Source organism: Paenibacillus sp. J53TS2, assembly GCF_018403305.1.
GTDB classification, from domain to species: Bacteria; Bacillota; Bacilli; order Paenibacillales; family Paenibacillaceae; genus Fontibacillus; species Fontibacillus rhizolycopersici.
On sequence record NZ_BOSK01000016.1, the window covers coordinates 1 to 26,721 of the forward strand.

General features: G+C 51.4%; 29 protein-coding genes, 1 rRNA gene and 1 riboswitch. Of the genes, 27 read left to right on the forward strand and 3 right to left on the reverse strand.

Annotated elements, in window-relative coordinates; translation table 11 throughout:
• Positions 1 to 8: 8 nt before the first annotated feature.
• A 5S ribosomal RNA gene (gene rrf / locus KJS42_RS21685) occupies positions 9 to 125 on the forward strand.
• Positions 126 to 182: 57 nt separating this feature from the next.
• Here the strand turns inward: rrf and KJS42_RS21690 are convergent.
• Positions 183 to 2,099, reverse strand: coding sequence for an amidase family protein (locus tag KJS42_RS21690; RefSeq protein ID WP_213624114.1), 1,917 nt, complete (start codon positions 2,097 to 2,099; stop codon positions 183 to 185).
• Positions 2,100 to 2,573: 474 nt separating this feature from the next.
• On the opposite strand from KJS42_RS21690, the gene KJS42_RS21695 reads away from it, so the two are divergent.
• On the forward strand, positions 2,574 to 2,948 hold the full coding sequence (locus KJS42_RS21695) for a hypothetical protein (protein WP_244868573.1): 375 nt from the start codon (positions 2,574 to 2,576) through the stop codon (positions 2,946 to 2,948).
• A 138-nt stretch (positions 2,949 to 3,086) separates the two neighbouring features.
• On the opposite strand, the gene KJS42_RS21700 is transcribed toward KJS42_RS21695, so the two are convergent.
• On the reverse strand, positions 3,087 to 3,614 hold the full coding sequence (locus KJS42_RS21700; RefSeq protein WP_155608049.1) for a hypothetical protein: 528 nt from the start codon (positions 3,612 to 3,614) through the stop codon (positions 3,087 to 3,089).
• Between the two features lie 211 nt (positions 3,615 to 3,825).
• Here KJS42_RS21700 and KJS42_RS21705 point away from each other — a divergent pair, with 211 nt between their 5' ends.
• From KJS42_RS21705 to rsmI, 10 genes are all read left to right on the forward strand, one after another.
• Positions 3,826 to 4,011: a sigma factor G inhibitor Gin gene (locus KJS42_RS21705; protein WP_155608050.1), complete on the forward strand. Its 186-nt coding sequence runs from the start codon at positions 3,826 to 3,828 to the stop codon at positions 4,009 to 4,011.
• A gap of 154 nt (positions 4,012 to 4,165) precedes the next feature.
• Positions 4,166 to 5,719, forward strand: coding sequence for an aminotransferase class I/II-fold pyridoxal phosphate-dependent enzyme (locus KJS42_RS21710; protein ID WP_213624116.1), 1,554 nt, complete (start codon positions 4,166 to 4,168; stop codon positions 5,717 to 5,719).
• 31 nt (positions 5,720 to 5,750) lie between these two features.
• The gene (tmk, locus tag KJS42_RS21715; RefSeq protein ID WP_155608052.1) at positions 5,751 to 6,401 is read left to right on the forward strand and encodes a dTMP kinase; all 651 of its coding nucleotides are present in this window, start codon (positions 5,751 to 5,753) and stop codon (positions 6,399 to 6,401) included.
• A gap of 52 nt (positions 6,402 to 6,453) precedes the next feature.
• Positions 6,454 to 6,783 (forward strand): cyclic-di-AMP receptor, encoded by a 330-nt coding sequence (locus KJS42_RS21720; RefSeq protein WP_059048766.1) that lies wholly within the window; start codon positions 6,454 to 6,456, stop codon positions 6,781 to 6,783.
• Positions 6,784 to 7,338: 555 nt separating this feature from the next.
• Positions 7,339 to 7,782, forward strand: a complete 444-nt coding sequence (locus tag KJS42_RS21725) for a YaaR family protein (protein WP_155608053.1) — start codon at positions 7,339 to 7,341, stop codon at positions 7,780 to 7,782.
• A gap of 25 nt (positions 7,783 to 7,807) precedes the next feature.
• On the forward strand, positions 7,808 to 8,788 hold the full coding sequence (gene holB, locus KJS42_RS21730) for a DNA polymerase III subunit delta' (RefSeq protein ID WP_213624117.1): 981 nt from the start codon (positions 7,808 to 7,810) through the stop codon (positions 8,786 to 8,788).
• Between the two features lie 152 nt (positions 8,789 to 8,940).
• Positions 8,941 to 9,741: a PSP1 domain-containing protein gene (locus tag KJS42_RS21735; protein ID WP_155608055.1), complete on the forward strand. Its 801-nt coding sequence runs from the start codon at positions 8,941 to 8,943 to the stop codon at positions 9,739 to 9,741.
• Between the two features lie 47 nt (positions 9,742 to 9,788).
• Entirely contained in the window at positions 9,789 to 10,160 is a 372-nt protein-coding gene (gene yabA / locus KJS42_RS21740) for a DNA replication initiation control protein YabA (protein ID WP_155608056.1), read from the forward strand.
• Positions 10,161 to 10,226: 66 nt separating this feature from the next.
• Complete coding sequence (locus KJS42_RS21745) at positions 10,227 to 10,982, forward strand: tRNA1(Val) (adenine(37)-N6)-methyltransferase (RefSeq protein WP_193418839.1); 756 nt, start codon at positions 10,227 to 10,229, stop codon at positions 10,980 to 10,982.
• On the forward strand, positions 10,979 to 11,878 hold the full coding sequence (gene rsmI / locus KJS42_RS21750; protein ID WP_155608058.1) for a 16S rRNA (cytidine(1402)-2'-O)-methyltransferase: 900 nt from the start codon (positions 10,979 to 10,981) through the stop codon (positions 11,876 to 11,878). The genes KJS42_RS21745 and rsmI overlap by 4 nt, the downstream gene beginning before the upstream one ends.
• 154 nt (positions 11,879 to 12,032) lie before the next feature.
• Here rsmI and KJS42_RS21755 read toward each other — a convergent pair whose 3' ends face one another.
• Positions 12,033 to 12,287 (reverse strand): AbrB/MazE/SpoVT family DNA-binding domain-containing protein, encoded by a 255-nt coding sequence (locus KJS42_RS21755; RefSeq protein ID WP_009226360.1) that lies wholly within the window; start codon positions 12,285 to 12,287, stop codon positions 12,033 to 12,035.
• A gap of 316 nt (positions 12,288 to 12,603) precedes the next feature.
• Between KJS42_RS21755 and KJS42_RS21760 the strand changes: the two genes are divergently transcribed.
• From KJS42_RS21760 to fin, 15 genes are all read left to right on the forward strand, one after another.
• A complete protein-coding gene (locus KJS42_RS21760) occupies positions 12,604 to 13,893 on the forward strand; it encodes an HD domain-containing protein (protein WP_155608059.1) in 1,290 nt (429 codons plus the stop codon).
• Positions 13,894 to 13,910: 17 nt separating this feature from the next.
• Complete coding sequence (locus tag KJS42_RS21765) at positions 13,911 to 14,684, forward strand: TatD family hydrolase (protein ID WP_155608060.1); 774 nt, start codon at positions 13,911 to 13,913, stop codon at positions 14,682 to 14,684.
• Between the two features lie 205 nt (positions 14,685 to 14,889).
• Positions 14,890 to 15,101, forward strand: a riboswitch (cyclic di-AMP (ydaO/yuaA leader).
• A gap of 437 nt (positions 15,102 to 15,538) precedes the next feature.
• Entirely contained in the window at positions 15,539 to 16,675 is a 1,137-nt protein-coding gene (locus KJS42_RS21770; protein WP_155608061.1) for a resuscitation-promoting factor, read from the forward strand.
• 192 nt (positions 16,676 to 16,867) lie between these two features.
• Positions 16,868 to 17,413 carry a ribonuclease M5 gene (gene rnmV / locus KJS42_RS21775; protein WP_155608062.1) on the forward strand — a complete coding sequence of 182 codons (546 nt, stop codon included), beginning with the start codon at positions 16,868 to 16,870 and terminating at the stop codon, positions 17,411 to 17,413.
• A gap of 5 nt (positions 17,414 to 17,418) precedes the next feature.
• The gene (rsmA, locus tag KJS42_RS21780; RefSeq protein WP_193418843.1) at positions 17,419 to 18,315 is read left to right on the forward strand and encodes a 16S rRNA (adenine(1518)-N(6)/adenine(1519)-N(6))-dimethyltransferase RsmA; all 897 of its coding nucleotides are present in this window, start codon (positions 17,419 to 17,421) and stop codon (positions 18,313 to 18,315) included.
• Between the two features lie 24 nt (positions 18,316 to 18,339).
• Positions 18,340 to 19,257, forward strand: a complete 918-nt coding sequence (gene yabG, locus KJS42_RS21785; protein WP_213624118.1) for a sporulation peptidase YabG — start codon at positions 18,340 to 18,342, stop codon at positions 19,255 to 19,257.
• A gap of 236 nt (positions 19,258 to 19,493) precedes the next feature.
• Positions 19,494 to 19,769 carry a biofilm formation stimulator Veg gene (gene veg / locus KJS42_RS21790; protein ID WP_155608065.1) on the forward strand — a complete coding sequence of 92 codons (276 nt, stop codon included), beginning with the start codon at positions 19,494 to 19,496 and terminating at the stop codon, positions 19,767 to 19,769.
• Positions 19,770 to 19,972: 203 nt separating this feature from the next.
• On the forward strand, positions 19,973 to 20,152 hold the full coding sequence (locus tag KJS42_RS21795) for a small, acid-soluble spore protein, alpha/beta type (RefSeq protein WP_016314706.1): 180 nt from the start codon (positions 19,973 to 19,975) through the stop codon (positions 20,150 to 20,152).
• 185 nt (positions 20,153 to 20,337) lie between these two features.
• Positions 20,338 to 21,192: a 4-(cytidine 5'-diphospho)-2-C-methyl-D-erythritol kinase gene (gene ispE / locus KJS42_RS21800; protein WP_213624119.1), complete on the forward strand. Its 855-nt coding sequence runs from the start codon at positions 20,338 to 20,340 to the stop codon at positions 21,190 to 21,192.
• A 117-nt stretch (positions 21,193 to 21,309) separates the two neighbouring features.
• Entirely contained in the window at positions 21,310 to 22,146 is an 837-nt protein-coding gene (purR, locus tag KJS42_RS21805; RefSeq protein WP_193418845.1) for a pur operon repressor, read from the forward strand.
• Positions 22,147 to 22,322: 176 nt separating this feature from the next.
• A complete protein-coding gene (gene spoVG, locus KJS42_RS21810; RefSeq protein WP_036618134.1) occupies positions 22,323 to 22,607 on the forward strand; it encodes a septation regulator SpoVG in 285 nt (94 codons plus the stop codon).
• 158 nt (positions 22,608 to 22,765) lie between these two features.
• Entirely contained in the window at positions 22,766 to 24,166 is a 1,401-nt protein-coding gene (gene glmU / locus KJS42_RS21815) for a bifunctional UDP-N-acetylglucosamine diphosphorylase/glucosamine-1-phosphate N-acetyltransferase GlmU (RefSeq protein ID WP_155608067.1), read from the forward strand.
• A 102-nt stretch (positions 24,167 to 24,268) separates the two neighbouring features.
• Complete coding sequence (locus KJS42_RS21820; RefSeq protein ID WP_155608068.1) at positions 24,269 to 25,222, forward strand: ribose-phosphate diphosphokinase; 954 nt, start codon at positions 24,269 to 24,271, stop codon at positions 25,220 to 25,222.
• Between the two features lie 602 nt (positions 25,223 to 25,824).
• Positions 25,825 to 26,385: an aminoacyl-tRNA hydrolase gene (pth, locus tag KJS42_RS21825; protein ID WP_155608069.1), complete on the forward strand. Its 561-nt coding sequence runs from the start codon at positions 25,825 to 25,827 to the stop codon at positions 26,383 to 26,385.
• Between the two features lie 81 nt (positions 26,386 to 26,466).
• The gene (gene fin, locus KJS42_RS21830) at positions 26,467 to 26,697 is read left to right on the forward strand and encodes an anti-sigma-F factor Fin (protein WP_155608070.1); all 231 of its coding nucleotides are present in this window, start codon (positions 26,467 to 26,469) and stop codon (positions 26,695 to 26,697) included.
• Positions 26,698 to 26,721 lie beyond the last annotated feature (24 nt).

Genomic DNA, 26,721 nt, shown 5'->3' on the forward strand with positions numbered 1-26,721 from the left:
TTGAACCGTTTGGTGGCGATGGCGGAGGGGTTCCACACGTACCCATCCCGAACACGACCGTTAAGCCCTCCAGCGCCGATGGTACTTGGACCGAAGGGTCCTGGGAGAGTAGGACGCCGCCAAGCAAAGGGAAAGAGCACTACCGTTCATTCGGTAGTGCTCTTTTTGAATATATAGAAGAGTTAAGGCGTCCATTTAGGGGCATGGCGGTGATGCGTACCTTGCTCAAAGCTATAAGCGTATTTGATTAGCGTGCCTTCGTCAAAGGCGCGGCCCAGAAATTCGATCCCAACGGGTAAGCCTTCCGCGGTAATGCCAGCCGGGACCGTGATGGCCGGGAAGCCGGAAAACGGACTCAGGCGATTGTTGTTTCCAGATGATTGACTCTCGCCAATTAACGCAGGTGGTTGGGTGCTTGTCGGGTAGACGATGGCATCGAGATTGTAGTCCGCCATGACCTTCAGGAGGGATTCTCGGGTCAAGCTGGTGCGCTTTAACACGATATCCTTGTACTCCTGGGTATCCAGGGATTCACGGGCCTCACGGGCTTTCATGGAGGACTCCTGGGTTTTATCATACTCTCCCGAGGCGATGATTTCAGCCAGGCTGTGGTAAGGGGCGTCGTCCCCTAATTCTTTTAGGTAGTCGTTCAACTGAAATTTGAACTCGTAGCCGCTTAAGCTCGGGTACTTATTGATCTCTGCTAAATGGGGAATCTTGATATTAACGACCGTTGCGCCAAGGGAACTTAGCTCATTTACGGCATTAGTTACTACGTTGGAGACGGCTTTTTCTTGATCGTTGCCTTCCAAGAACAGTTCTGTGGCTACACCGATACGAGCGCCTTTTAATCCATTCGCATCTAGGAAACGAGTATAGCTTTCCGGGATACGGCCAACGCTGTAGGCGGTAGCAACATCGTCAGGATCATAACCGGCCGTAGCGTCGAGCAGAATTGCTGCATCTTCAACCGTTCGGGCGATCGGACCGCCAACGTCCTGGGTCAGGGCCAGAGGAATGATACCATCCCGACTGGATAAGCCGATCGTTGGGCGAATACCTACGAGACTGTTGAAGCTAGACGGTATGCGGATGGAGCCCCCGGTATCCGTGCCCAGTCCGGCGACAGCTAAGTTAGCAGCAATAGCCGCTCCAGTACCACCGCTAGATCCACCGGGATAACGGTCCAGGGCATAGGGATTCTTGGTTTGGCCGCCTAACGAGCTGGAGGTCGTAATCCCAAAGGCGAACTCGTGCAGGTTGGTTTTGCCTAGGATGATCGCCCCCGCTTCTTTGAGCTTGGCAATTTGATCGGCATCCTGATCGGGTATAGAGTCTTTTAGACATTGGCAACCGGCAGTGGTAGGCATATCTGAGGTATCAAAGTTGTCTTTCACTAAGATCGGAATCCCGTGTAAAGGCCCGCGTGGACCTTTGGCCGCCCGTTCTTGATCCAACGCTTCCGCGATCCTGAGTGCCTCGGGGTTGATCGTTAAGACCGCCTGCAGGGAGATCCCTTGATCGTCGTATTTGGCAATGCGGTCAAGATACATCTGAACCAGCTGCTTCGAAGTAAGTTTGCCTTGTTCCATCGCCCTTTGAATTTCGGATATCGTGGCTTCAGGGAGCACAAAGGGTTTCAAATAACCGAGGACTCGGTCATGAAGGCGATTAAGATCATTTGCCGTGAGCGGCTCCGCGGGCAGAAATGAGGTGTCGGAATACCCCTTCATGAGCCCGGCCTTAACGACCGCCCCAACAGCCCCGGCGTAAGCTGCCTGGTCCGGAACGTCGCGGAAGGATTCAGCAGACTTCTCTAACCCCAGCCATTCTTGAAGCAAGACAGCGACCTGACTACGGAGCACGCGATTACCGGAGATCTCAGGCATTGTAAAGGAGCCTCCCGCTTCAGAAGCGGCTTGTTTCATCGACTGACGGAATTGCTCGCCGGTGACCAGCGATGGTTTAGCTACTGTAGCTGACAATGGGTCTGAAGCAGCTTGGGCTTGCGGGATCTGTCCGATCCATAATCCGGAGATGAGTACAGAAGCTAGCAAATACCTGCTTCCTTTTTTCCAACGTAGTCGATATCGGTTCATGTGCAATCCCCTCTCCCTTATGAAATGTTTGAAGTTTATGTGACCTATCATAATTTCATGTTAGATATGGTGACAAAGGTCGGGTTTCCTTAATAAAACGCATACATGCTAAGTTATTAAAGAGAATTGAGGTATTTCGCTGGATTGCTTTCATTAATAAAATTTCATATTTGATCTCCATGATGTTAAATAAAGTAACTTAAAACTGACATATATTTTTTAGTTTTCTGAAAGAATACTGAGTTATTTTCAGTTTCTACCAAATGGAATGTAACCAAATTGTTACCGACATGGATACGACACCCGTTATAATAAAACTGGTATGTTAGCATCTAGGGCATTTAGCCTATCCGGAATCTATATCAGAATGACAACAAGGAAGTTTTTTCAGTATATAGGCAGGGTAAGGAGGAATGGATCATGCGGCGAAGAGGGATTAGAATATCCTTATGCTTCATGTGGGGAGTCTTGATGATGATCGTAGTCATCGCAGGCTGTGCATCTTCCGAGCCTTCGTGGACGGATTTTGTGGGATCAACGGTTGAGAAGAATTTTCCCGTCCCCAAAGAGGCCAATCAAACGGAAACGGCTCTTAATAACTCTAAGATGGACTATGTGCATTATAAGCTAACTGGACTCAAAGAGAGTAACGAAATTCCCGAAGCCTATCAGAAGGTAATCGCGGAATGGGGATGGAAAGAGAAAAAAGAAGAGAGCACCGGCACAACCCGAGTGTACGAGAAAGGGAAGCAAATTGTGCAGTTAACAATTCACGACGACTCTTTTACGGTTCTGGTTCCCAAAAAGGAAGAGAAAACGGTCATTCAAGGTTTAGAAAGCAGTCCTTAAATTTCAGGATTCGGATAAGAAGGCAACGCCCGTTACCGGACAAGCCGGTACAAAACGCGATAACAAGCAAAAAAGCCTGAACTCTGCGATTGTTGCAGGGGGCAGGCCTTTTTGCTTGTGTCTATGCCTATCGTTAGCTTATTGCATGTAATAGGCAATTTCTAAACCGGTGATTTTGATCATTCCGTCTTTGCGTTGTCCTCTCAGGGTGGCCAGTACAATAAAACGCGGGATCATTAGCCAAAGGTGCCAGAAAAATAAAGAGAGAACAAAAGAAACTGGCGACCAAGGAATAAGAATGCCTATAATGCAACAACCAATCCAGGCTGAATGAAGATGGACCCGTCGATACACAGGGTAAGCGATGTATTGATCAGGCATATAACCGATCCATGGCATCTGACGGGAAAATTTCCAACGCTTGCGGTAGGAGTGACTAACGATCATTAACACGGAGCGGGAAATCACGTATTGAATCCACAATATGACTGGTATGGCCAGTAGGAAGAAAAAGAGGCTGGTCCAGGATATAAAAACCGTCTCGGCAGCCAGCCATATGACGGGGAGTATCACTAAGCTGTGGATGAGCGACTTTGGCAAAACCTTCTTTTTGAGCAGCGTATAATGATAAAAAGTCGCATGGGTTTCGGTTTCGGCGGAATTCAAGCGTTCGATCCTCCTTCACATCGGTTCCCGCAAGAAGCGGGCAAGCTCTTCTTAATATATCGGACAAAACAAAGAATAATTAAGACGCCGCGTACAAACACCGGGTACTGGCCTGCGGCATAAGATAAAGTAGGAAACGGACTATGAAAAGGTTTAAAATAGTAGAATCTGTGTCATACTGATAGTAAAAACAGACAAGGTGGGATCGGGCATGGATGAGCTGGGCGTCAGAACTTGTATTATTTGCGGGGAGCCAAAAACCGAAGGCATTCATATCGTATCGGAATTTATCTGCGACGCTTGCGAATCAGAGATGGTGCACACCGACGTGCAGGAGGAGAAATACCATTTCTTCATTCATCAAATGAAGCAGATCTGGGTGCAAAAAAATGCATAACAACGCCGGTTAAAAGGACCTGTTCATTTTGGGGAGCGGGTCCTTTTATATTGCTCTACCGGGTAGAATAGCGGTAAAATGAAGCAAAGGTTGCCATACCGATGGAAGAGCAATTCAAATGATCAACCTTAAGTCGGAAGGATTAAGCATAGTAATGGAAGAGGGATTAAACCAAGTAGCCCCATTGTATGAGGCTTTAAGGCGATATCGGGAGAAAAAGGACGCTTCGTTTCATGTGCCGGGTCATAAAAACGGACAAGCATTACGTGGCGACGAGCGTGCGATCCTTGATCTGGCGCGCGTGATGGAAATCGACGTTACGGAAATCACCGGGACGGATGATCTCCATCATCCGGAGGGTGTCATCCGTGAGGCGCAAGGGTTGGCCGCCGCCCAGTTTGGGGCGGAGGAGACGTTTTTTCTGGTTGGCGGCAGCACGGCCGGGAACCTGGCGTTGATCCTGAGCGTGTGCACCGCGCCAGGAGATGTGCTGCTCGTGCAGCGAAACGTGCACAAATCCGTGATTCACGGATTGATGCTGGCAGGCGCGCACGCGGTGTTTTTGGCGCCGCAGCAGGATGCCGGCAGCGGGCTGGCGACCATCCCGAGCGAAGCTGCGGTGCGAGAAGCCCTGCGCCGGTATCCCGGCGCAAAGGGGCTGCTACTCACGCACCCGAGCTACTACGGGATGGGCGCGCCGCTGCGGCCGCTGGCCGAGCTGTGCCATGCGCACGGCGTGCCGCTTCTCGTCGACGAGGCGCATGGCGCCCACTTCGGCCAGCACCCGGCGTTGCCGGAGAGTGCGCTGGCCGCAGGGGCCGATGGCGTCGTGCAGTCGACGCACAAGATGCTGACCGCGCTCACGATGGGCGCGATGCTGCACGTGCAGGGCGGGCTGCTCGACCGCGCGCTGCTGCGCCAGCGGCTGGCGATGCTGCAGAGCTCCAGCCCGTCCTACCCCATCATGGCTTCGCTCGACTTGAGCCGAAGCCTGCTGGGGACGCAGGGCCCCGCCTTCTTCGAGGGCGGGCTCGCCGCGGCCGCGCACCTGCGGCGCGGCCTGGCCAAGCTGCCGCGCTTCGGCGTCGTTGCTCCGCCGGGCGCCAGCGGAAGGGCTGCTGCATATACTATCCAAGATCCTTTGAAACTTGTCATATACGATGCATCCGCAGCCCTCACCGGGTATAAATTGCAGGAGCGGCTTGAAGCCGAGGGATGCGTACCGGAGATGAGCGATGACCGCCATGTAGTTCTGGCGCTTGGCCCCGGCTCAACGATGGAGGATGCGGATCGTTTGCTGCAGGCGCTGGTACGCATCGCCGCCGAGGCCGAACAAATGGGAAATGCAGCGGGCCTCAGCCCTGATCCGGTACTGGCCGATGAACTTTCCACGTGGAACATTACGGCTGACGAGGCCGATCTGTCGGAAGTGTCCGAGCCCGTGCCGTTTGGCCTTACACCGCTGCGTCCGACAGAGATTGAGGCGATCTCCACTCAGGAAAGTATCGGCCGGCAAGCGGCGGAAATGATCATTCCGTATCCTCCGGGCATTCCGCTGCTTTATCCCAGAGAAATCATCACCGAGGCGGTTGGGCAGCAACTGATGAAGCTACGGGATTCCGGAGCCAAATGCCAGGGGCCGGCCGACCCGCAGCTGCGGACGATTCAAGTCAAGAAAAGGGAAAACCAAGCATATACTTGTACATGATTTTTTGAGAAGAAAGCAGGGAACGAACTAGATGAACCATCAAGCCAAAGGATTATTTATTACGCTCGAAGGGGGGGATGGCTCCGGCAAAACGACGGTGATGCGGGAATTGGAACAGGCGTTAGAGGAGCATGGCGTGCCGTTTATTTCTACCCGGGAACCCGGAGGCATTGAGATCGCAGAAAAGATCCGCGAGGTGATTCTTAATCCGCAGCATACGGCGATGGATGCGCGGACAGAGGCGCTGTTATACGCAGCTTCCCGGCGGCAGCATTTGGCTGAGAAGGTGGAGCCCTCCTTGGAGCGGGGAATTACCGTTCTCTGCGACCGGTTTCTGGATAGTAGTCTGGCTTATCAGGGCTACGCACGTGGACTTGGCATTGATGAGGTGTTGGAGATTAATCTTTTTGCCACCAAGGGGCGGTTTCCGGATCTCACCTTTTATCTCGATATCGAGCCGGAAGAGGGTTTGGCCCGTATCGCTGCTGGAGCGGGGCGCGAAGTGAATCGCTTGGATATGGAAAGTCTGCAATTTCACCAGAAGGTCCGGGAAGGATATCGGATTATCGGCGGGATGTATCCGGAGCGTATCAAGACGATTGATGCTTCGCGCAGCAAGGAAGAAGTCGCTGCGGAGATCCGAGGGTATCTTTCCGCGGCAATAAAGGAATTCATGGCCTAGCCGTCAAATAGGTTAGTATGGTACATTTTTATAAAACAAGGAGGTACTGCATATGAAACTGATTGTTGCGATTATCCAAGATAAAGACAGCAACCGGCTATCCAGCGCGCTCGTGAAGGAAAACTATCGGGCCACCAAGCTGGCGAGTACCGGAGGGTTTCTTCGGGCGGGGAACACGACGTTTATGATCGGTGTTGACGACCATCAGGTGGATTCCGTTTTGAACGTCATCCGTACCAGCTGTAAAGTGCGGGAGCAGCTCGTTACCCCGGTTACGCCGATGAGCGGTACAACCGATTCGTATTTGCCGTTGCCCGTGGAAGTGCAGGTGGGTGGGGCGACGGTGTTTGTACTCCCAGTAGACCGTTTCGAACACTTCTAAATATAGTTGTTATTAAAAAGCCAGCTTTTGATCACGAGGTGTCTCGGGAAGAGGATTCGACATCGAATCTTGAACTCAACCGGGACTTCCGTTGCTCACGTAGGTTCGCCTACGCTGCGCTACTCAGTCCCTAGTTTCGTCCAACCTTCTCGGTGCTGAAAAGCCGACTTTTTAATCTTCATCTGAAGATGTTATCAAAAAAGTGATCTTCCCAACACGAAGAGAATCAATGAAGCTAACTCGACGTCGAATCTTGAATTCAGCCGGGCTTTCCGTTGCTCACGTAGGTTTGCCTACGCTGCGCTACTCAATCCCTGCTTCATCCAACCTTCTTGGTGCTGGAAACCTAACTTTTTTGATCTGTACTGAACTAGGTTATTAAAAAGCCAGCTTTTGATCACGAGGTGTCTCGAGAAGAGGATTCGACATCGAATCTTGAACTCAACCGGGACTTCCGTTGCTCACGTAGGTTCGCCTACGCTGCGCTACTCAGTCCCTGTACTGAACTAGGTTTTAAATATTCAACTATCTAATCAACCATAGGCGGTGAACGCTTTGAAAATTGATCCGGGATACCGGCCGCTCAAAAGCGGTTTGGGAGTTAGCGACAGCCCTGCCAAGCCGGTGCAATCCAAAAGCTTCTCCGATGTGATGCAGCAGCATGGCCAGCAAGCAACTCAAGAGGAACTGAACCGGAGATTTAAAGAAATTCAAATGCAAGGGGACCGGCTCGCCCGGTCCATGACCGTTCGAGAGCTGAAGGCTTACCGAATGATGGTCAAGCGGTTTCTGGAAGATACGGTACGGCGGGGCGTTACCATCAAAGATGCGAAAGGATGGGACCGCCGGGGCCGAGGTAAACGCTACAAGCTGCTGGATGAAGTGGACGCTGCGCTGCTCGCGATGGCAGATGAACTGCTGGAGACGGAGCAGGGCAAAATCGACCTGCTGCAAAAAATCGGCGAAATCCGCGGTATGCTGATCAATCTGTGCTTCTAGCTTCGAAAGGACGAGGGCAAACGCGATGTCATTTCAAGAGATCATCGGGCAGGATACGGCCAAACAGTTGTTGCAGAGCAGCCTGAGACGCCAGGAAATATCCCATGCCTATATATTTAGCGGACCGCCTGGAAGCGGGCAGATGGAAATGGCCATGGCCTTCGTCCAGGCGTTGTTCTGCACCCGGGGCGGCGACGAGGCTTGCGGGGAATGTCTGGAGTGCCGCAAGGTGCTGCACGGCAATCATCCCGATTTGTTTACGATCAAGCCCGACGGGGCATCCATCAAAATTGAACAAATTCGTGATCTGCAACGGATTTTCTCTTATCGATCGGAGAGCGGAAATCCCAAAGCTTACATTATTGACGAGTCCGAAAAAATGACGGTACAAGCGGCGAACAGCCTGCTAAAGTTTCTGGAAGAGCCGCCATCTCCGGCCGTTGCGATCTTGCTGTCGGACAATGGACGGGCCTTGCTCCCCACGATTCAGTCGCGGGCACAATGGGTTCCTTTTTCAGCGGTGGATCCGGAGATGATGCTCCAAATATTGGCGAACGAGGGATTTCCGTCAATCTTGGCTCGAAGTGCCGTTCACCTCGCGGCGGGACTGGGTCCGTGCCGTGATTTAATCCAACAGAATTGGTTTGCAGAAATTAGAAACGTAGTGTTACAATTAGGGAAGGAAATCGCAGGCCGTGGCGGTTCTCCTTTAATAACGGCGCAGCAAACGTTGTTCAAATCCGGCTTGATCGATCATTTGGACATGTTGTTCAGCCTTTTCCATTTGTGGTTCAAAGATATGATCCATGCGCTCTATCATAAACATGATCAAATCGTTTTCATAGATGAGCTTCCGTTTATCAATCAGCATGCCGCCAGTCGCAGCGCCGAACAGTGGATTGATGCCATGGCGCAGGCCGCGGAGAGCAAGAAGAAGCTGCGGCAGCATATGAATGCCAGCCTCTGCGTAGAGCAATTTCTGATCGCGGTGGATGGGCAACGATAGCACTAGCCGCAAGGGACAAGACAGACAAGATGTACTTTCGCATGAAACTTTCTCCCCTGAAAGAGCAGGGATTTCTAGTAGTTTCTTCTGAACGCGCGCTTCAATGGGAAAGCGGTTCACCAGTTTTTAGAGCTATACGAGGGGGTTAGTTTTTGTATACAGTAGTGGGTGTCCGCTTTAAGAAAGCGGGCAAAATCTATTATTTCGATCCGCTGGAGCTCCCTGTGGAGAAGGACCAGAGCGTGATTGTCGAAACCGCGCGGGGAATCGAATATGGGAAAGTGGTGGTCGGCAAGAAGAAGGTTGGAGAATCCGATGTCGTCCTTCCGCTGAAGAAGGTCATTCGGATCGCCGATGATTCCGATGCCCGTGTTGTCGAAGAGAACAAATTTGCGGCAAAGAATGCCTTTGCCACATGTTTAAATAAAATTAAAGATCATGATTTGAAAATGAAGCTGGTCGACGTTGAATTTACTTTTGACCGCAATAAAATCATTTTTTACTTCACGGCGGAAGGCCGCGTGGATTTTCGCGAATTGGTTAAGGATTTGGCCAGCATCTTCCGGACCCGGATCGAGCTAAGACAGATCGGTGTACGGGACGAAGCCAAGATGCTTGGCGGTATCGGTCCTTGCGGACGTGTTCTCTGCTGTTCTTCCTGGCTAGGCGACTTTGAACCGGTATCGATCAAGATGGCCAAGGATCAGAGCTTGTCGCTGAATCCAACCAAAATCTCCGGATTATGCGGTCGATTGATGTGTTGCCTGAAGTTTGAGCATGATAACTACGAAAGCACCAAAGAAGAGCTTCCATCCGTAGGTAAAATCGTCGTCACTTCGCTGGGAGACGGCAAGGTCGTCGGACTCAACGCCGGCACCCGCACCGTGCATGTACAGCTGTTTGAAATCGGGAAAGTGAAGGAGCTTCCGCTGGACGATGTCGTCCTGAAATAAGGAGTTTCTTTTACGATAGATTCTAGAGATGACTCTGGGGTGGGAACTTGGAGAACAAGGACATATTCACAAGTATGCAGGCGTTGGAAACGCAAATGGGAAAAGTTCACGGCGATTTGGGCAGCCTCAAGCTGGAGGTCAAGAAGCTGGTGGAAGAGAACCAGCGGCTACGCCTCGAAAATGAACAACTGCGCAAAATCTTAAAGCGAGAAAGCGCGGAAGGGCCATTGTCCATACCCGTGGCGGAGAGAGCCGATATTCCGGCTCTGACCGGCAAGGAAGCAATGGATGTCGTGGGTGAAGGCTACGACAATTTGGCGCGCCTTTATCATGAGGGCTTCCATATTTGCAATGTTTATTATGGGCATCTGCGCACGGAAGGCGATTGCCTGTTCTGCTTGTCGTTTTTGAATAAATAATGAACCGTGGGGGTGTCCCTACGGTTTTTTTAAATTTGTGTTGAAAAAGGATGGGTATCGAAGTCCATGAACCAAGTACCGATTTATGAGCAGGAACGTGTAGACGACTTGCTGACGCATGAGCTACATATCATTCAAAGCGATGAAGTGTTTAGCTTCTCCATGGATGCCGTATTGTTAGCCCGGTTTGCCCCGGTGCCGAAGGTTGGCAAAATTCTCGATCTGTGTACCGGCAACGGGGTCATCCCGCTGCTGCTCTCCACCCGGACAGAAGCGGAGATCGAAGGGATTGAGATTCAGCCGCGGCTTGCAGATATGGCTCGTCGCAGCGTGGAAATGAACGGGCTCTCGCAGCGGATCCTCATTCGTGAAGGAGATTTGCGCGAGCTGGTTAAGGTGACGGGTCATGGAGTTTACGATGCCATCACCGTGAACCCGCCGTATATGCCGGTGACGACGGGCGAGGTAAAGCTTAATGCTCATCAAGCAATCGCCCGACATGAGATTCACTGCAGTCTGGAAGAAGTGGCTGCTGCCGCGATGCGCTTGGTACGGCCCGGCGGTAAGGTGTCGATGGTGCACAAACCCCAGCGCTTGGGCGAAATTGTCACGGTGTTGCGCCAGTACCGACTAGAACCGAAGGTGATCCGTTTCGTACATCCAAGGGCCGGAGCGGAAGCGAATATGGTACTGATTGAAGCACTGCGGGACGGGAAACCGGACCTGCGGGTGCTGCCGCCGTTGATCGTTTATAATGAAAATGGGGCATACTGCGAAGAAATCATGAATATCTATTACGGGCCAAAAGAGGGTAGAGTATGAACGTTCAAGTACAGAAGAGCTTTGAAACATCACCGGGCGGAAGGGGCGAAGCGGGCAGCGGCAAGTTGTTCCTTGTAGGCACCCCGATCGGGAATTTAGAGGATATGACCTACCGAGCTGTCCGTACCCTGCAAGAGGCGGACATCATCGCAGCGGAGGATACAAGGCAGACGCGAAAGCTGTTAACTCATTTCGAAATCTCCCCGGGAAAATTGCTAAGCTATCATGAGCATAATAAGGTTGCTAGTGGCCCAGAACTGATACGCTTTATAATAGAAGGAAAAAATTTGGCGCTTGTGAGCGACGCCGGTTTGCCGGCCATTTCCGATCCCGGAAGCGATCTGGTGAAGCTTGCGTTGGCGGCGGGAATTTCCGTCGTACCGGTGCCGGGAGCCAATGCGGCTTTATCGGCACTCATCGTTTCCGGTCTGCCGACCGAACGATTTACGTTTCTCGGCTTTTTGCCTAGAGACCACAAGGAGCGAGATCTGTTACTGAAGTCGTTGGAAGATCAGGAAGGGACGATGCTGATGTACGAGTCGCCGCATCGGCTGATCAAAACGATGGAGTCCCTGCTCGAGGTTTGGGGGAATCGTCGAATCGTCTTAGCGAGAGAACTGACCAAGCGTTATGAGGAAATGGCACGGGGGACGATTCAGGATTGCCTGGTTTGGCTGCAGGAATATCCGCCGCTAGGCGAATATTGCCTTGTCGTCGAGGGGGCACATCCCGACCAGGTGAAGGAGAAACGTGACGCCTGGTGGCAACCGCTTACGGTGGAGGAGCATGTCCGGCATTACGAAACGGAAGGAGGGATGACGCGAAAGGATGCGATGAAGAAAACGGCCGCAGATCGGGGCGTGGCGAAGCGAGATATTTATAATCAACTGATCTAGATCTCCACATCTCTCCGAAAATAGACATTATTAACCAAAATGCCGAAAAAAAAGGGGCCTTCGCTAGGCTGGGTTCAAGCCTAGGAAGGCGCCAAGGAGATATGAAAAAGGTTAGAATTAACAGTTTCAGTAAATCTATTATATACTATAATTCTTAATTTGTCACAGGGGTAGGAAGCTCAGTAATGCATTCGTGACAAACAATTTTGCCTTTGAAGTAGGTCACGTTCTCAGCATTACCGCAGAAGATGCAAGCTGGCTCATATTTCTTGAGCATGATCCGTTCACCGTCTACATAAATTTCGAGCGCGTCTTTTTCACCGATCCCCAGAGTGCGGCGCAATTCGATCGGGATTACGACACGACCCAATTCGTCTACTTTTCTTACGATACCTGTGGATTTCATCATATTGATGATTGCCCCTCTCACTATAAATTGGAATTGTCATTATTCGACATGATTCTATCTTTTATGATTTTTATAATACCAACCATTGCCAGATTAGTCAACCTATTTATGGTATAGTTCAATATTATTTCTAAATTACAGGGATACATAACTCCGAGAACCGTTATGAAGTCTAGCAAGTTACTAATACTTTATGATTCGACATTTTGGAAATCGTTAATTTGACAAACATCGACATTATTCGACATAACCCGTCGTCATCAGTCAGAATTCCGCTTTTGGTCTCGCATTTATGAAGAAAAAGGAGTGTTGACCCATGCATCGTCGGCTTAGCGAAGAGAAAGTGTTCAAAGATCCCGTACATAATTATATTCATGTACAGGACGAAGTGATCTGGTCGCTCATAAATACGCCGGAGTTTCAACGCCTTCGTCGGATCCGTCAGCTAGGCACGTCTTATTTGACGTTTCATGGCGCCGAGCACAGCCGATTCTCGCATTCGCTTGGTGTTTATGAGATTACCCGCCGAATCATTTCGCAGTTTGAACGGAGCGGGTACGCCGATTGGCCTCAAGGAGATAAATTGGTGGCATTGTGCGCGGCGTTGCTTCACGATTTGGGACACGGGCCGTTCTCCCATTCTATAGAAGAAGCATTCCAGATGCATCACGAAGATTGGACATGTAAAATTTTGCTGGGCGATACGGAAGTTAGTGCCATTTTGCGCGAGGTTGCCCCGGATTTTCCGGAGAAAGTGGCTGCCGTGATCCGCAAGGATTACGAGAATCCGATTGTGGTCAATTTAGTCTCGAGCCCCCTCGATGCGGATCGAATGGATTATTTGCTGAGGGATGCGTATTTTACCGGTGTGAACTACGGTACGATTGATATGGACCGGATTCTGCGGATGCTTCGACCTTTTCAGGGGCGGGTGGTCGTAAAGGAATCAGGCATGCACGCGGTGGAAGACTATTTGATGTCCAGGTATCAGATGTATTGGCAGATTTATTTTCACCCGGTAACGCGGAGCTCGGAGATTATTCTCCGGCAAATTTTGCGCCGAGCTAAGGAATTGTACCAGAACGGGTATTCCTTTGGTTTCCTGCCGCATCCGCTTCCGGATCTATTTGAAGGTAACATCGGGGTCGCTGACTATTTGCAGTTGGACGAAGCTTTGATGCAAACGGCGTTCATGCAGTGGACGAGGGAGTCAGATGAGTTATTACGCGATTTGTGCTCCCGGTTTTTGAATCGCAAATTGTATAAATATGTAGAATTGGACACACCGGAGCTGGAAATGCTGGAGGAGATTCGGGAGTCCTTTACGCGCGTCGGACTGCATCCCGAATATGACATGGAAATTGATTTTCCGACCGATCTGCCGTATGATGTGTTCCGTCCGGATGAGGGGTTCCGTCAGAAGCAAATCTTGCTCTTGGACCGTCAGGAACGGGTACGGGAAATTTCTGAAGTGTCGGATATCGTTCGGTCGATTAGCGGATTACATCGAGGCAAAACGCATTTGTACTATCCGGATAATAAATTGTGTGCTGTAATGGATCGGTTGCCCCAGAAGGTAGCCCGCATATTCGAGCAACGGAATTAGGAGGATGACGATTCGAGATGTTATTTGATACGCATACGCATTTGGATGCTCCCCAATTTGACGAGGATCGCGAGGAAGTGATTGCACGCGCCGTGGAGCAAGGGGTCACGAGGATGATAAACATCGGATTTAACCGGGAAACCATCCCGTCGACCATGAAATTGGCGGAGTCGTATGACTTCATTTATGCGGCTGTTGGCTGGCATCCGCAGGATGCCATTACGATGCAAGAAGGGGATTTGGACTGGATCGCTGAATTATGTAAACATGACAAAGTCGTAGCGATCGGTGAAATCGGGCTGGACTATTACTGGGACACGTCCCCAAAAGAAGTGCAGCATGACGTATTCCGCAAGCAAATTGGACTAGCTCGCAGTCTGGGGATGCCGATTTCCATCCATAATCGCGATGCCCATGAGGATGTGGTCCGCATTCTCCGCGAGGAGAAAGCAAACGAGGTTGGGGGTGTCATGCACTCGTTCTCTGGTAGTTGGGAAATTGCCAAAATGTGTCTGGATTTGGGATTTCATTTGTCGTTTGGCGGACCGATTACGTTTAAAAATGCAAAACAGCCCAAAGAAGTGCTGACCAAGACGCCAATGGATCGTTTATTAATCGAAACGGATTCCCCTTATTTAACACCACACCCATATCGTGGGAAGAGAAATGAGTCTGCGCATGTCCGCCTGGTTGCGGAAATGGCTGCCGAGCTCAAAGGGGTTACTTTTGAGGAAATCGCCGAAATTACGACCCGAAATGCAATGGAACGATTTGGAATCTCGAGGATTTAAGAGTAAATCGGATGAAAAAAAGAGGATTTCGGGAAGATTAATGCTTTTTAACCGTTAAAACCGAGATCATTACATTTTTTTAACCATTTTTTTAAAAAAACGTGGTTGATTCGTCCTTTACAACATGCATCGAAACAGGATAGAATTTTTTCAGTATCGATTTAGTGCGTTCTGGATGGACAAATTGAACGATACTTGGTTCCATGAACCAGTCTCGCTGAATCTCCTTCACGGAGAACGGGGGAACCGATACAGGCAGCGGTTGGCGGCAAGCCTCTCGCGTCGGTATTTGATTTCTTTCCAGGGTCTATGGGGTGAATTCGAGGTCATTGCGCCATGAGCGAATGAACTGAGAAAGGGCGGCTCTCTTTCGCCCGAACCCGACAGCTAACCTCGTAAGCGTATAAGAGAGGTCACTCGTGCAGCTATTACACCAAGACATTCAGGAAGCCACGAAGGAGTTCCTCTAACTCTTTCTTTGGGCTTCTTTTGTTTTGAATAAAAGTAATAGGGTCATCATACTGTTGGTAAACAGGAGGTGACGTACGCAAGAAGACTGGATCAGGATGCAAAATGGCTTGGTATTTCAATAAGAGTCAAAAAGTCAGGTTTTCAGCACCGAGAAGGTTGGATGAAACTAGGGACTGAGTAGCGGAGCGTACATAGGGGTACGTGAGCAACGGAAGGCCCGGGTGAATTCAAGATTCGATGTCGAATCAACTTCTTGATTTACTTCGTGATCAAAAGATGACTTTTTTGACAACCATAGTCGTTTTGTAAAAAGTAACTGTAGTCACGTCAATCGTTATCATGCATCGACCTAGACGGCGGGACTATGAAGGAGGACGGAAGAAATGGGCATTTTCCGCAAAGAGGAGACCCATGAATCACGCTCATCCAGCATGTCTTACGCAATGCGATGGAAGCATGAGAATTTACGTCAGATTGCGCTCGTCGGCGTTCTGACCATCGCGGTATTCATCATCATCCTAATCTGGCTGTTTGGCCAGGCACATAAAGAAGTGTCCCTGATTGTGGACGGCAGCGTCCAATCGGTGGAGACGAATAAATCCAGCGTAGCCCATCTGCTGGAGGAGCAATCGATTCAACTCAGCGCGAAGGATTCCGTATCGCTTCCGCTGGACAGCTCGCTTAAGAACGGTGACCGCATTGTCATCGTACGCGCAAAGCCGGTAAACGTGAGCGTGGACGGCATGAAAAAGGTTCACTTCACAACACAAAGCAAAGTAGAAGGCGTATTGTCCGAGATCGGCGTCACATTGGACCAAGATGACAAGGTCTCACCGACACTGGACAGTAAAGTTACTGCGAACCTGGACGTCAAGATTGTTCGGGTGAGTAAGCAAACGGTGCAGACGAAGGAGACCGTGCCTTTTAGCGTGGTCAAAACGTCGGACGCCAATCTGCTGAAAGGCACGACGAAGGTCGTTCAGCAAGGCAATGCCGGATTGGTCATTCACAACATTGAGAAAACTTACGAGGACGGAAAGTTCGTGACAAAGCGATGGCTCGGCAAAGAGGTCACTAAAAAGGCCCAGCCGAAGGTTGTTGCCGTCGGCACGAAGAAGCCAACCGCCGTTCTGTCGGCCAGCATTAACCGTACCGCAAATGCGGTGAACATTAGCGGGTTGACGACCAAAGGCGGCGTCTCTTTTGAATATAAAAAGATACTTAAAAACGTCACGTTGACCGCCTATTCGGCGGAAGAAGACGGGATTGGCACCCGCACGGCCTCCGGTACCCGCGTGACCGAAGGCAGAACAATCGCGGTTGATAAGGACGTCGTTCCACTCGGTTGGTGGGTATACATCGAGGGGATCGGCTTCCGTAAGGCGGAGGATACCGGCGGGGCTATTGATGGGAACAAGATGGATGTTTATTACGATACCCTGAAGGATGCGAAGAACTTCGGCCGGAAGAAGGGGCGTACCGTTTACGTCATCGGCCCGACGAAGCCGGAATTGAATTAACTCTCGACTCTCTTTGTTTTACAATGCAGAGGGAATGAGATAGTATTAGGATGATGAATAAGACAGTGGATTAGAAGAGGATGTTATCCTCTTCTTTTTGTTATTCTTGCAAGGAAGTTCAAAAAGTCGACTTTTTGAACATCATTAATAACAAAAAAGATAAGCTAGAGCACGAAGGGAAGAATAGATACCATGATCAAAGAGGTTATCGTGGTGGAGGGCCGTGATGACACCGTGGCCATCAAGCGAGCCGTGGAGGCGGATACGATTGAGACCGGCGGTTCGGCCATCGGGGAAGTGACGCTCAAGAAGATCGCTTTGGCTCAGGAGCGCCGAGGGGTAATTATTTTTACTGATCCGGACCATGCCGGGGAGCGGATTCGCAAAATCGTGGCGGCACGGGTTCCGGGCTGCAAGCATGCGTTCCTTCCCGAGGCAGAGGCCACGAAGCGGGGCGACATCGGCGTGGAGAACGCCTCGCCGGAGGCGATCCGCACGGCGCTGTCCCGAGTCCGCAGCGAAGCGCCGGGAGTAGAGGCCGCGATCGACTGGGAGGACTTGATGAGTGCGGGGTTAATCGTTCACCCGCAGGCTGCCGCGCGACGGAAAGCGCTAGGTGAGCTGCTAGGCATCGGGTATTGCAACGGGAAGCAATTGTACAAGCGGTTATCGGTGTTCCGTATCACCCGCGAGGAGTTTGCGGCCGCGCTGGCCGAGTTGGAGAGCAAAGGAGTTTAAGGAGCATGAGCATAAGGGAAGAGGTATCCACGCCGCGCCGAACGAAGGAGATCATTCAACGGCACGGTTTTTCGTTTAAAAAAAGCCTGGGACAGAATTTTCTGATCGACCAGAACATTCTCGGGAAGATCGTCGCGGCAGCCGGCCTGGACGATACCAAGGGCGCGCTGGAAATCGGACCGGGTATCGGCGCGTTAACGGAAAAACTGGCTCAGGAAGCAGGTAAGGTAACGGCGGTGGAGATCGATCAACGTCTGCTTCCGATCCTGGAAGAGGTGCTGGAGCCCTATTCGCACGTGAACGTGATCCATGGGGACGTGCTGAAGCTGGATCTTCAAGCGCTGTTCGCTGCCGAATTCGGCGGGGTGAACGGCGTCAGTGTAGTGGCTAATCTGCCGTATTACGTGACGACGCCGATTCTGATGAAGCTCCTTGAGGAGAAGCTGCCTCTAGAGCATATTGTCGTGATGATCCAGAAGGAAGTGGCTGAGCGTATGGCTGCTGCTCCTGGCGGCAAGGATTACGGCAGCCTTAGCATCGCCGTTCAGTACTATAGCGTACCGGAGCTGATCTGCACGGTGCCGCACAGCGTATTTATTCCGCAGCCGAATGTGGAGTCCGCGGTGATCCGCTTGACCGTACGGAAGACGCCGGCTGTGGCCGTTAAGGATGAGGCGTTTTTCTTCGAGGTGGTGCAGGCCTCTTTTGCCCAGAGACGGAAGACGATATCCAACAATCTCAAGAGCCGCTTCTTCCCCAAAGAGGGGCGCGAGCGACTGGAGAACCTTCTGGAGGAAGCCGGTATCCAGTCTTCCCGGCGGGCCGAGACGTTAAGCCTGGATGAGTTTGCGAAGCTGAGCGATACGCTACTGGACGCCGGGTTGAAGGAACTCCGCGTGTAACCATTCCCTCTTGTCGCCCATACGATGGGGATAGAGGTGATTGACTTGACGAATTTGGGAGACTTGGTCGTCCGCAAATCATACGGTGGAGACGTCACGTTCCGGATCGAACGGATTGTACGGAGCGAAGCTATCATCAAAGGAACGGAATTTCGGCTGCTGGCGGATGCGCCCTTGACCGATCTGGTCAGGGTAGACCCGGCTTCCCCAGGAGAAACGACGCAGCGAGCCCGAATCAAGGCCACGGAGTCGCTGAAGTGGTTGACCCAGGACCGCAAGGACTTGGTAGAACGAAACCGGACGGCGATTGGACGGGAGTTTTATGCGCAAGGGGAACCGGCCTATTTCGAGGTGCCGGGTAAGGTGCTGCATTTGGACGGCGACGAACGATATTTGCAAAAAAGCTTAAGCCTGTATGAGAAGCTGCGAGTGCCGGCTCAAGGCTATTACGTCACGGAGTCGCAAATGTCCCATGCGCTGTATCGACTGCTTCCTGCCGTCAAACCGGATATCGTTGTGCTGACCGGACATGACGGGGTTTTAAAATCGCGTCCCAACGGCGACCTTTACAATTTAACCAGCTATAAAAATTCTAAGCATTTTGTGGAGGCCATTCAAACGGCCCGGCAATATGAACGGAATTTCGATACGTTAACGATCGTGGCCGGCGCTTGCCAGTCGCATTTTGAGGCGCTGCTACAGGCGGGGGCTAATTTTGCCAGCTCGCCCGGTCGCGTGCTGATCCATGCCCTGGATCCGGTCTACATCGCAGCCAAGGCGTCGCTCACCTCCATCCGCGAGACCATCCAGATCACCGACGTGCTGAATCACACGATCAGCGGAGCGCAAGGCGTCGGTGGGATTGAGACCCGCGGCAGCTACCGTATCGGACTGCCCAAACTCAAGGATTTATCGACGCTGAAAGTTGTGCCGTCCATGTGAAAGACCAAAATAAAAATAAAGAGCATCCTTGTTATTTGTCCATGCCGGAAGGATCTGAGGCGAACGCCCCAGGACCTTCCGGTTATTTTATTAGGACTCCCATCGGGTTAAGAGAAAAAATGTCGAAAAATAATCGTTGACACATCATTTTTACTGCTGATATAATTATTTGTTTTGATTTGACAAGGTTGTGACTTTCCTGTATAATGGACAAAGAAAGAAGGTGGTCACAGGCAATGGCTAAAAATGCGCTGTCGGAAATTAAGCATAGTCTCGACGCCCACGTAGGACAGAAAATTATGCTCCGGGCAAACGGAGGTCGCCGGAAGACCGTCGAACGCACTGGAGTTTTGGAGGAGACTTATCCTTCGGTCTTCATTGTGAAGCTGGATCAAGAGCAGCAAACCTTTAAGCGTGTGTCTTACAGTTATGCCGATATACTGACCGAATCCGTTGAAGTTATGATTTGCGACGACAACGATGAGATGAGGATTTCGTATATTAAACCGTGAACATCATGAACCAAATGAATTAAGCAGCAAACGGTTATCGCCCGGTGGGTGAGGCCGTTTTTTTCTTGCCTGCATGAGGGGACTGGCTGCCTCGTGATTTGTTCGCCTTACGTGGACAGACTTTCCATCGTATGCTTGAGCCAGAGCCTGCGTATACTAATCATCGTTCCTATATCCATGACCCCAAAGGAGGAGCACTGACCATGTCGCGAAGAAGACGCAGCGTGATGTCGGAGAACTTGAAGGTCGAGTTGGCGAAGGATTTGGGATTTTATGATACCGTCCAGCAGGAAGGCTGGGGCGGCATCAAAGCCAAAGATGCGGGCAATATGGTGAAGCGGGCGATTGAGCTCGCCGAGAAGGCCGCAGCGAAACAGCAATAACCTCTGCCGCAGCGAAGCTTCCCGTCCGGGGAGCTTCGTTTTTTTCGCCGGATGAAGTAAGATAGAGGGAGAAAAATTTGTCTTTCGTACATAGACGTGGAGGCAATCATTTTTTACAATATAGGAATGTGCCAGATGACCGGATGGATGAGGATTCCACGGAATTGCTGAGGTGGGGGAGCGCCATGAAAATTTACGAAAAAGCACCGGCCAAAATTAATTTAATGCTCGATGTGTTGCATAAACGTCCGGACGGTTACCACGAGGTTGAGATGATCATGACCATGGTGGATCTAGCCGACCGTCTGGAAATGAGCGCCCTCCCGCGGGATACGATTATTATTTCGAGCCAGGCTGGATATATTCCGCTGGACGAGAAGAATTTAGCGTTCCAGGCGGCGAAGCTGATTAAGGAAAGATACAACGTACGGAGCGGGGTATACATTCACCTCGACAAGAAGATTCCGGTTGCCGCTGGCCTTGCCGGAGGCAGCAGCGATGCGGCAGCGACGTTGCGCGGATTAAACCGGCTGTGGGAGCTAGGCATTCCCGAAGAAGAGCTAAAGGAGCTGGGATCGGAACTTGGCTCGGATGTGCCGTTTTGCGTGACAGGGGGCACGGCGTTGGCGACAGGGCGGGGTGAAGTATTGTCGCCGCTTCCGAATCCACCGCAATGCTGGGTGGTGCTGGCGAAGCCCCCCATTAACGTCTCAACGGCGGAGGTATACGGGCGCCTTCATGCGGAGCAGATTGCGAATCATCCGTCGGCTTCCCGGATGCAGGAGGCGCTGGAGAATCGCTCGTTCAACGAGGTATGCCAGCAGCTGGGGAACGTGCTGGAGCAGGTGACGCTTACGCTTCACCCGGAAGTCGCGCACTTGAAAGAAGCGATGTTACGTCTCGGCGCGGATGGGGTACTGATGTCTGGCAGCGGACCGACGGTTTTCGGCCTCGTCTCAAAGGAATCGAAAGTGTCGCGCATTTACAACGGATTGCGGGGATTCTGCAAAGAAGTCTATGCCGTGAGGCTGTTGACTTGAGGTCGGCTAAGTGACCTTGATTTGCTGTACTCATTCGCTGATTTCCAAGGCTTGGACAAATCCGTACAAAAATGTTATAGTTTCATTAAAATATTCGGATTTAGCGAGGGGTACTTCGTGAAGAAATTAAAGAGAAGCGCTCGTTTGGTCGAGATGACCCACTATCTGTTGTCTAGACCCCATCATTTGATCCCATTGACCACCTTTGCGCAGCGGTACGGAGCGGCCAAGTCGTCGATCAGCGAGGATCTGGGCATCATCAAAGAAGTGTTTGAAGGCGAAGGCATGGGGGATTTGCTGACGCTTGCCGGAGCGGCCGGTGGCGTGAAGTATATTCCCCGGGTCGGCTGGGAGCAAGCCAAGGTTTTTATCCGGCAGCTTTGTGAGAAACTGGCGCAGTCAGACCGTATTTTGCCGGGCGGGTACTTGTATATGTCCGATCTCTTGGGGCAACCGGCACTGATGAACGAGGCAGGCAAGCTGTTTGCTACGGCGTTCGGCGATTTGGAGATCGACTGCATCATGACCGTGGAAACGAAGGGGATCCCCCTTGCGTATGCGACCGGGGCAGAGTTGAATCTGCCGGTAGTCCTGGTCCGCCGCGACCATCAGGTCACCGAAGGATCGGCCGTTAGTATCAATTACGTGTCGGGCTCCCATAAGAGTCTGCACACCATGACGTTGTCCCGTCGGGCGCTTAAGGAACGTTCCCGCGTATTGATCGTCGATGACTTCATGAAGGCAGGAGGAACGATCCAGGGGATGGTAGACCTGCTGGCCGAATTTAATGCTGAGGTTGCCGGCGTTGGTGTCCTGGTGGAATCGGGCGAGGTCGCCAGCGAGCAGCGTCTATTGCATGATTACGTTTCCTTGGCGACGCTTCGAGCGGTCGATGCCAAGGAGAAGGAGATCTCGGTAGAACCAGGGAATTATTTTTCGAAATTTGGACAATAAGAACGATGTCGAGATCTTCTCAAATTGTAAGAATTCTCGACGAAACGTGTCGAAAAGCCCGTTTTATCAAAAAAAATCGTGATTTTCGGCCATTTTGTTGATCAAAAAAAAAGGATTTCCGTTTGCTATGTGGAATATTACACCAAGTCTCTGATGGAAAAAGGTGGTGAACACATATGCAAATTACGGATGTAAGACTCCGCCGAGTCAGCTCTGAAGGCAGAATGAAGGCAATCGCATCCATTACCATCGATAACGAATTTGTTGTTCATGACATTCGCGTCATCGACGGGAACAATGGGATGTTTGTAGCTATGCCTAGCAAGCGCACGCCGGACGGGGAGTTCCGGGATATCGCGCATCCGATTTCCTCTGGCACCCGCGAGAAGATTCAAGCTGCAGTCCTAGCTGAATACGAGCGTGCCGCCGACCAAGAGGAAGCGATCGAAGAAGGGGCGTAAGTCGCATTTATTTGAATTCTTGACCAATTGGGGTTCGAGGAAAAGGGAGCCATGCGTACATGGCTCCCTTTTCTTTTTGCCTTAAATGAGATATATTCAGTAATGAGTTTTAATGAGAGAGAACTACTTCTTTAAAAAAAGAGAAGGAGGCCGGGGACTTGAAAAGATTAGCGATCGTTCTTGCCGCGGGTCAAGGGAAACGGATGAAGTCCAAGCTTTATAAAGTGCTTCACCCCGTTTGCGGCAAACCGATGGTCGGGCATGTGTTGAACGCGGTTCAAGAGGTAGGTTGTGAACGCAGCATCGTGGTTGTTGGCCACGGAGCCGAAGCCGTGAAATCCTACTTAGGTTCATCGGCGGAATACGTGTTGCAGGAACAGCAGCTGGGAACCGGACATGCCGTCAAGCAAGCCGGGTCATTATTGGCGGGAGAAGAAGGAGTCACGCTGGTTATCTGTGGCGATACCCCATTGGTTACGGCAGAGACGCTAGAAGCGCTATTCGACCTTCATCATCGTAAGGGAGCGGCGGCGACCGTGCTCACGGCGAAGATGGAGCAGCCGTACGGATATGGTCGGGTGATCCGCGGTGCGAACGGAACGGTGGAACGGATTGTCGAGCAGAAGGATTGCTCGCCGGAAGAAGCCGCCGTGCAGGAAATTAATACAGGCACTTATTGTTTTGATAATGCAAAATTATTTGCCGCGCTGGAGAAAGTCACAAACAACAACGCTCAGCAGGAGTACTATCTTACCGATGTCATCGGCATTTTGGTACAGGCGAACGAAGTGGTGGAAGGATACGCGGTAACGGACGTTCGGGAATCGATCGGCGTCAATGACCGGGTGGCGTTAGCGGAGGCAGAAGCGGTCATGCGTGAGCGCATCGTGCGAGGCCATATGTTGAATGGCGTAACGGTGATCGATCCGGCGTCCACCTATATTGGAGCCGACGTAACGATCGGTGCGGATACCGTGGTTTATCCGGGAACGGTTCTGTCCGGGAAGACCGTGATTGGCGAAGATTGTGTGATTGGGCCGGCGGCAGAAATTGAAGATAGTGTGATACAAGACGGCGCGAAGGTGAAACAGTCGGTGCTCAGCCGGGCAGAGGTCGGTCGGGAAACGACGGTAGGGCCTTTCGCTTATTTGCGTCCGGGGGCGAAACTCGGAGCGCACGTAAAAGTCGGCGATTTCGTGGAAATCAAAAATGCGACGCTCGATGATGGCTCCAAAGTGTCGCACCTCAGCTACATCGGTGATGCGAAAGTCGGTAAGAACGTGAATATCGGCTGCGGCGCGATTACGGTGAACTATGATGGTTATAATAAGTCCATTACGGAGATCGAGGACGATGCCTTCGTTGGCAGCAACGTGAACTTGATCGCGCCGGTCAAGGTGGGTAAAGGCGCTTATGTCGTTGCCGGATCTACGATTACGCATTCCGTTCCGGAGAACGACCTGGCCATTGCTAGACCCCGGCAGGAGAACAAAACCGGTTATGCCGAGAAGATTCGTGCTCGGGCCAAAGCCAAGAAGCAAAGACAACAGGAATCTTAATCAAGGATGTAGTGACCATTTGAATAGACGGGGTAGCTGGGAAGGCGGGTTATTCACATTACGCCCAAACGCTATCTACACAGCACGGAGGGTTTACATTTTATGACTTATTGTGATTCTAAATTAAAGATATTCACCTGTAACTCCAACCCTAAATTGGCTCATCAGATCGCCGACTACATCGGCATCCCGATGGGGGATTCGGAGACGACGAGCTTTAGCGACGGCGAAATACAGGTCAAGCTGTCCGAAAGCGTTCGGGGCTGCCACGTCTATGTGGTGCAATCGACCTGCGCGCCCGTCAACGATAACTTGATGGAACTCCTCGTGATGGTGGATGCTTTGAAAAGAGCTTCGGCCAAGAGCATCAATGTGGTTATCCCGTATTACGGTTACGCCCGTCAGGACCGGAAGGCCCGTTCGCGCGATCCGATCACGGCGAAGTTGGTTGCCAACCTGATCGAGAAAGCCGGCGCGCACCGGGTCATTACGATGGACCTTCACGCCATGCAGATCCAAGGCTTCTTCGATATCCCTGTCGATCACATGCTGGGCGTACCGATTTTGGCCCAGTATTTCCGTTCCAAGCATATTCCGAATCCGGTTGTCGTCTCGCCTGACCATGGCGGGGTGGTTCGTGCCCGTAAACTGGCCGATTTCCTGAATGCGCCGCTGGCGATCATCGACAAGCGCCGTCCAGAGCCAAACGTCAGTGAGGTCATGAATATCATCGGGAATATCGAAGGAAAAACCGCGATCCTCGTGGATGACATCATCGATACCGCTGGTACGATCGTTCTTGGCGCTAACGCGCTGAAGGAAGGCGGGGTTCAAGAGGTGTATGCCTGCTGTACACACCCCGTGTTGTCCGGACCGGCGATGGAACGGTTGGAAAACTCTCCGCTGAAGGAAGTTATCGTCACGGATACGATTCCGATCACGCATCCGAATCCGACGAGCAAGCTTAAGGTGCTGTCTGTCGCTCCGCTGATGGGCGAAGCGATCATCCGCGTGCACGAGGAGCTGTCGATCAGCAAGCTGTTCGAAATCGAATAATAAGGGTCACTGCCACAGCAGGGGTTGCGTCCTCCCAAACGGGGAACGTAACCCCTATCGGTGTATTGGCGTTGTTAATTGGTGAAAAAGGTGCTGTGCGTGCTCGTTTGATCCTACGATCGCTGTTGTTCGCGGATTTCTTGAATTGGACTAAATTCAGAAGTTGTAGAAATCCGCTCACAAAGGCGAACGCTCCGCTTCTTCGGATTCAAACGGCCCGCTCCGCAAATTTTCACCGTATAACCAACACCTGAGCGGCGGCTGCCCCTTTCTGGATGCTTTCCGCAAATACCTGCCATGGCAGTAGGGTAAGGCGGTAGGGGACGACGGGATCGATGACACTCCCCGTCGGGGAATACAAATTAACTGGAATTTCTACTGTTAATTTAGGCGGAATCGGGAGTGTTGGGCGATTTAACGGTAGGTTTTACCGTTAGTTGCTCGAACAGCGGATCCACGTCGAAATTAACGGTACATTTTCCAGTTAATCCGATTGAGAGGTTAGTTAGTTTAACGAAGAATCAAGCACCAGCGGCGGTTTTGAGCTACATCAGAGCGGAGGAACGCCACAGTAACAAACATAACTTGGAGGTACATGTCCCATGAAGTGGATCGTAGGGCTCGGCAATCCGGGAGCCCAATATGAGAAAACCCGGCATAATATCGGCTTTATGGCCGTGGATGAATTGGCGCGTCGGCATGGCATCGAGATCAAGCAGAGCAAATGCAAGGCTTTGATCGGGGAGGGGATGCTGCCGGGCGGCAAAGTTGTGCTGATCAAGCCGATGACCTACATGAATCTATCCGGCGAAGCGGTGCGCGCTTATATGGATTACTATAAGGCGTCGATTGATGACATGATCGTGGTGTACGACGACTTGGATACCGATCTGGGGCGAAACCGGTTGAGATATCAAGGTAGCGCTGGCGGACATAACGGCATCAAGTCGATCATTCAACATACCGGGACACAGACGTTTAACCGAATTCGGATGGGGATTTCCCGGCCGGAGCCAGGTTTTGCGGTGGTTGATTATGTACTGTCGGGTTTCGCCAAGAAAGATAAGCCGCTGCTCGATCAGTCCATTCAAGCGGCATGCGATGCATTGGAATACAGCATGGATCATACGTTTGAACAAACGATGGCTAAGTTTAACGGTTAAGGTTTATAGCAAGGCCGATAGGCTAAAAGCCAAACGCCCGGGGCATACTGGAGACATAAAGAATCTTCAGGAGGCATAAAGATGGCTATAAACTACGTTTGCAAGCACTGCCGAACGGTGATTGGTAGAATTGAATCGCCTCAAGTGACGGAAGCCCAGTTAGGCTTTCATTCCTTGACCCCCGATGAGCGGAGAGATATAATAGCGTATGATTCAAACGGCGAAATGACGGTCCGGGTGACCTGCGATTATTGCAGGGAAGCGCTCGACCATAACCCAGAGCTGATGTTGCTTGCGAATCCTTTGCAATAGCCCGCAAGCCTCCAGCAACAATGG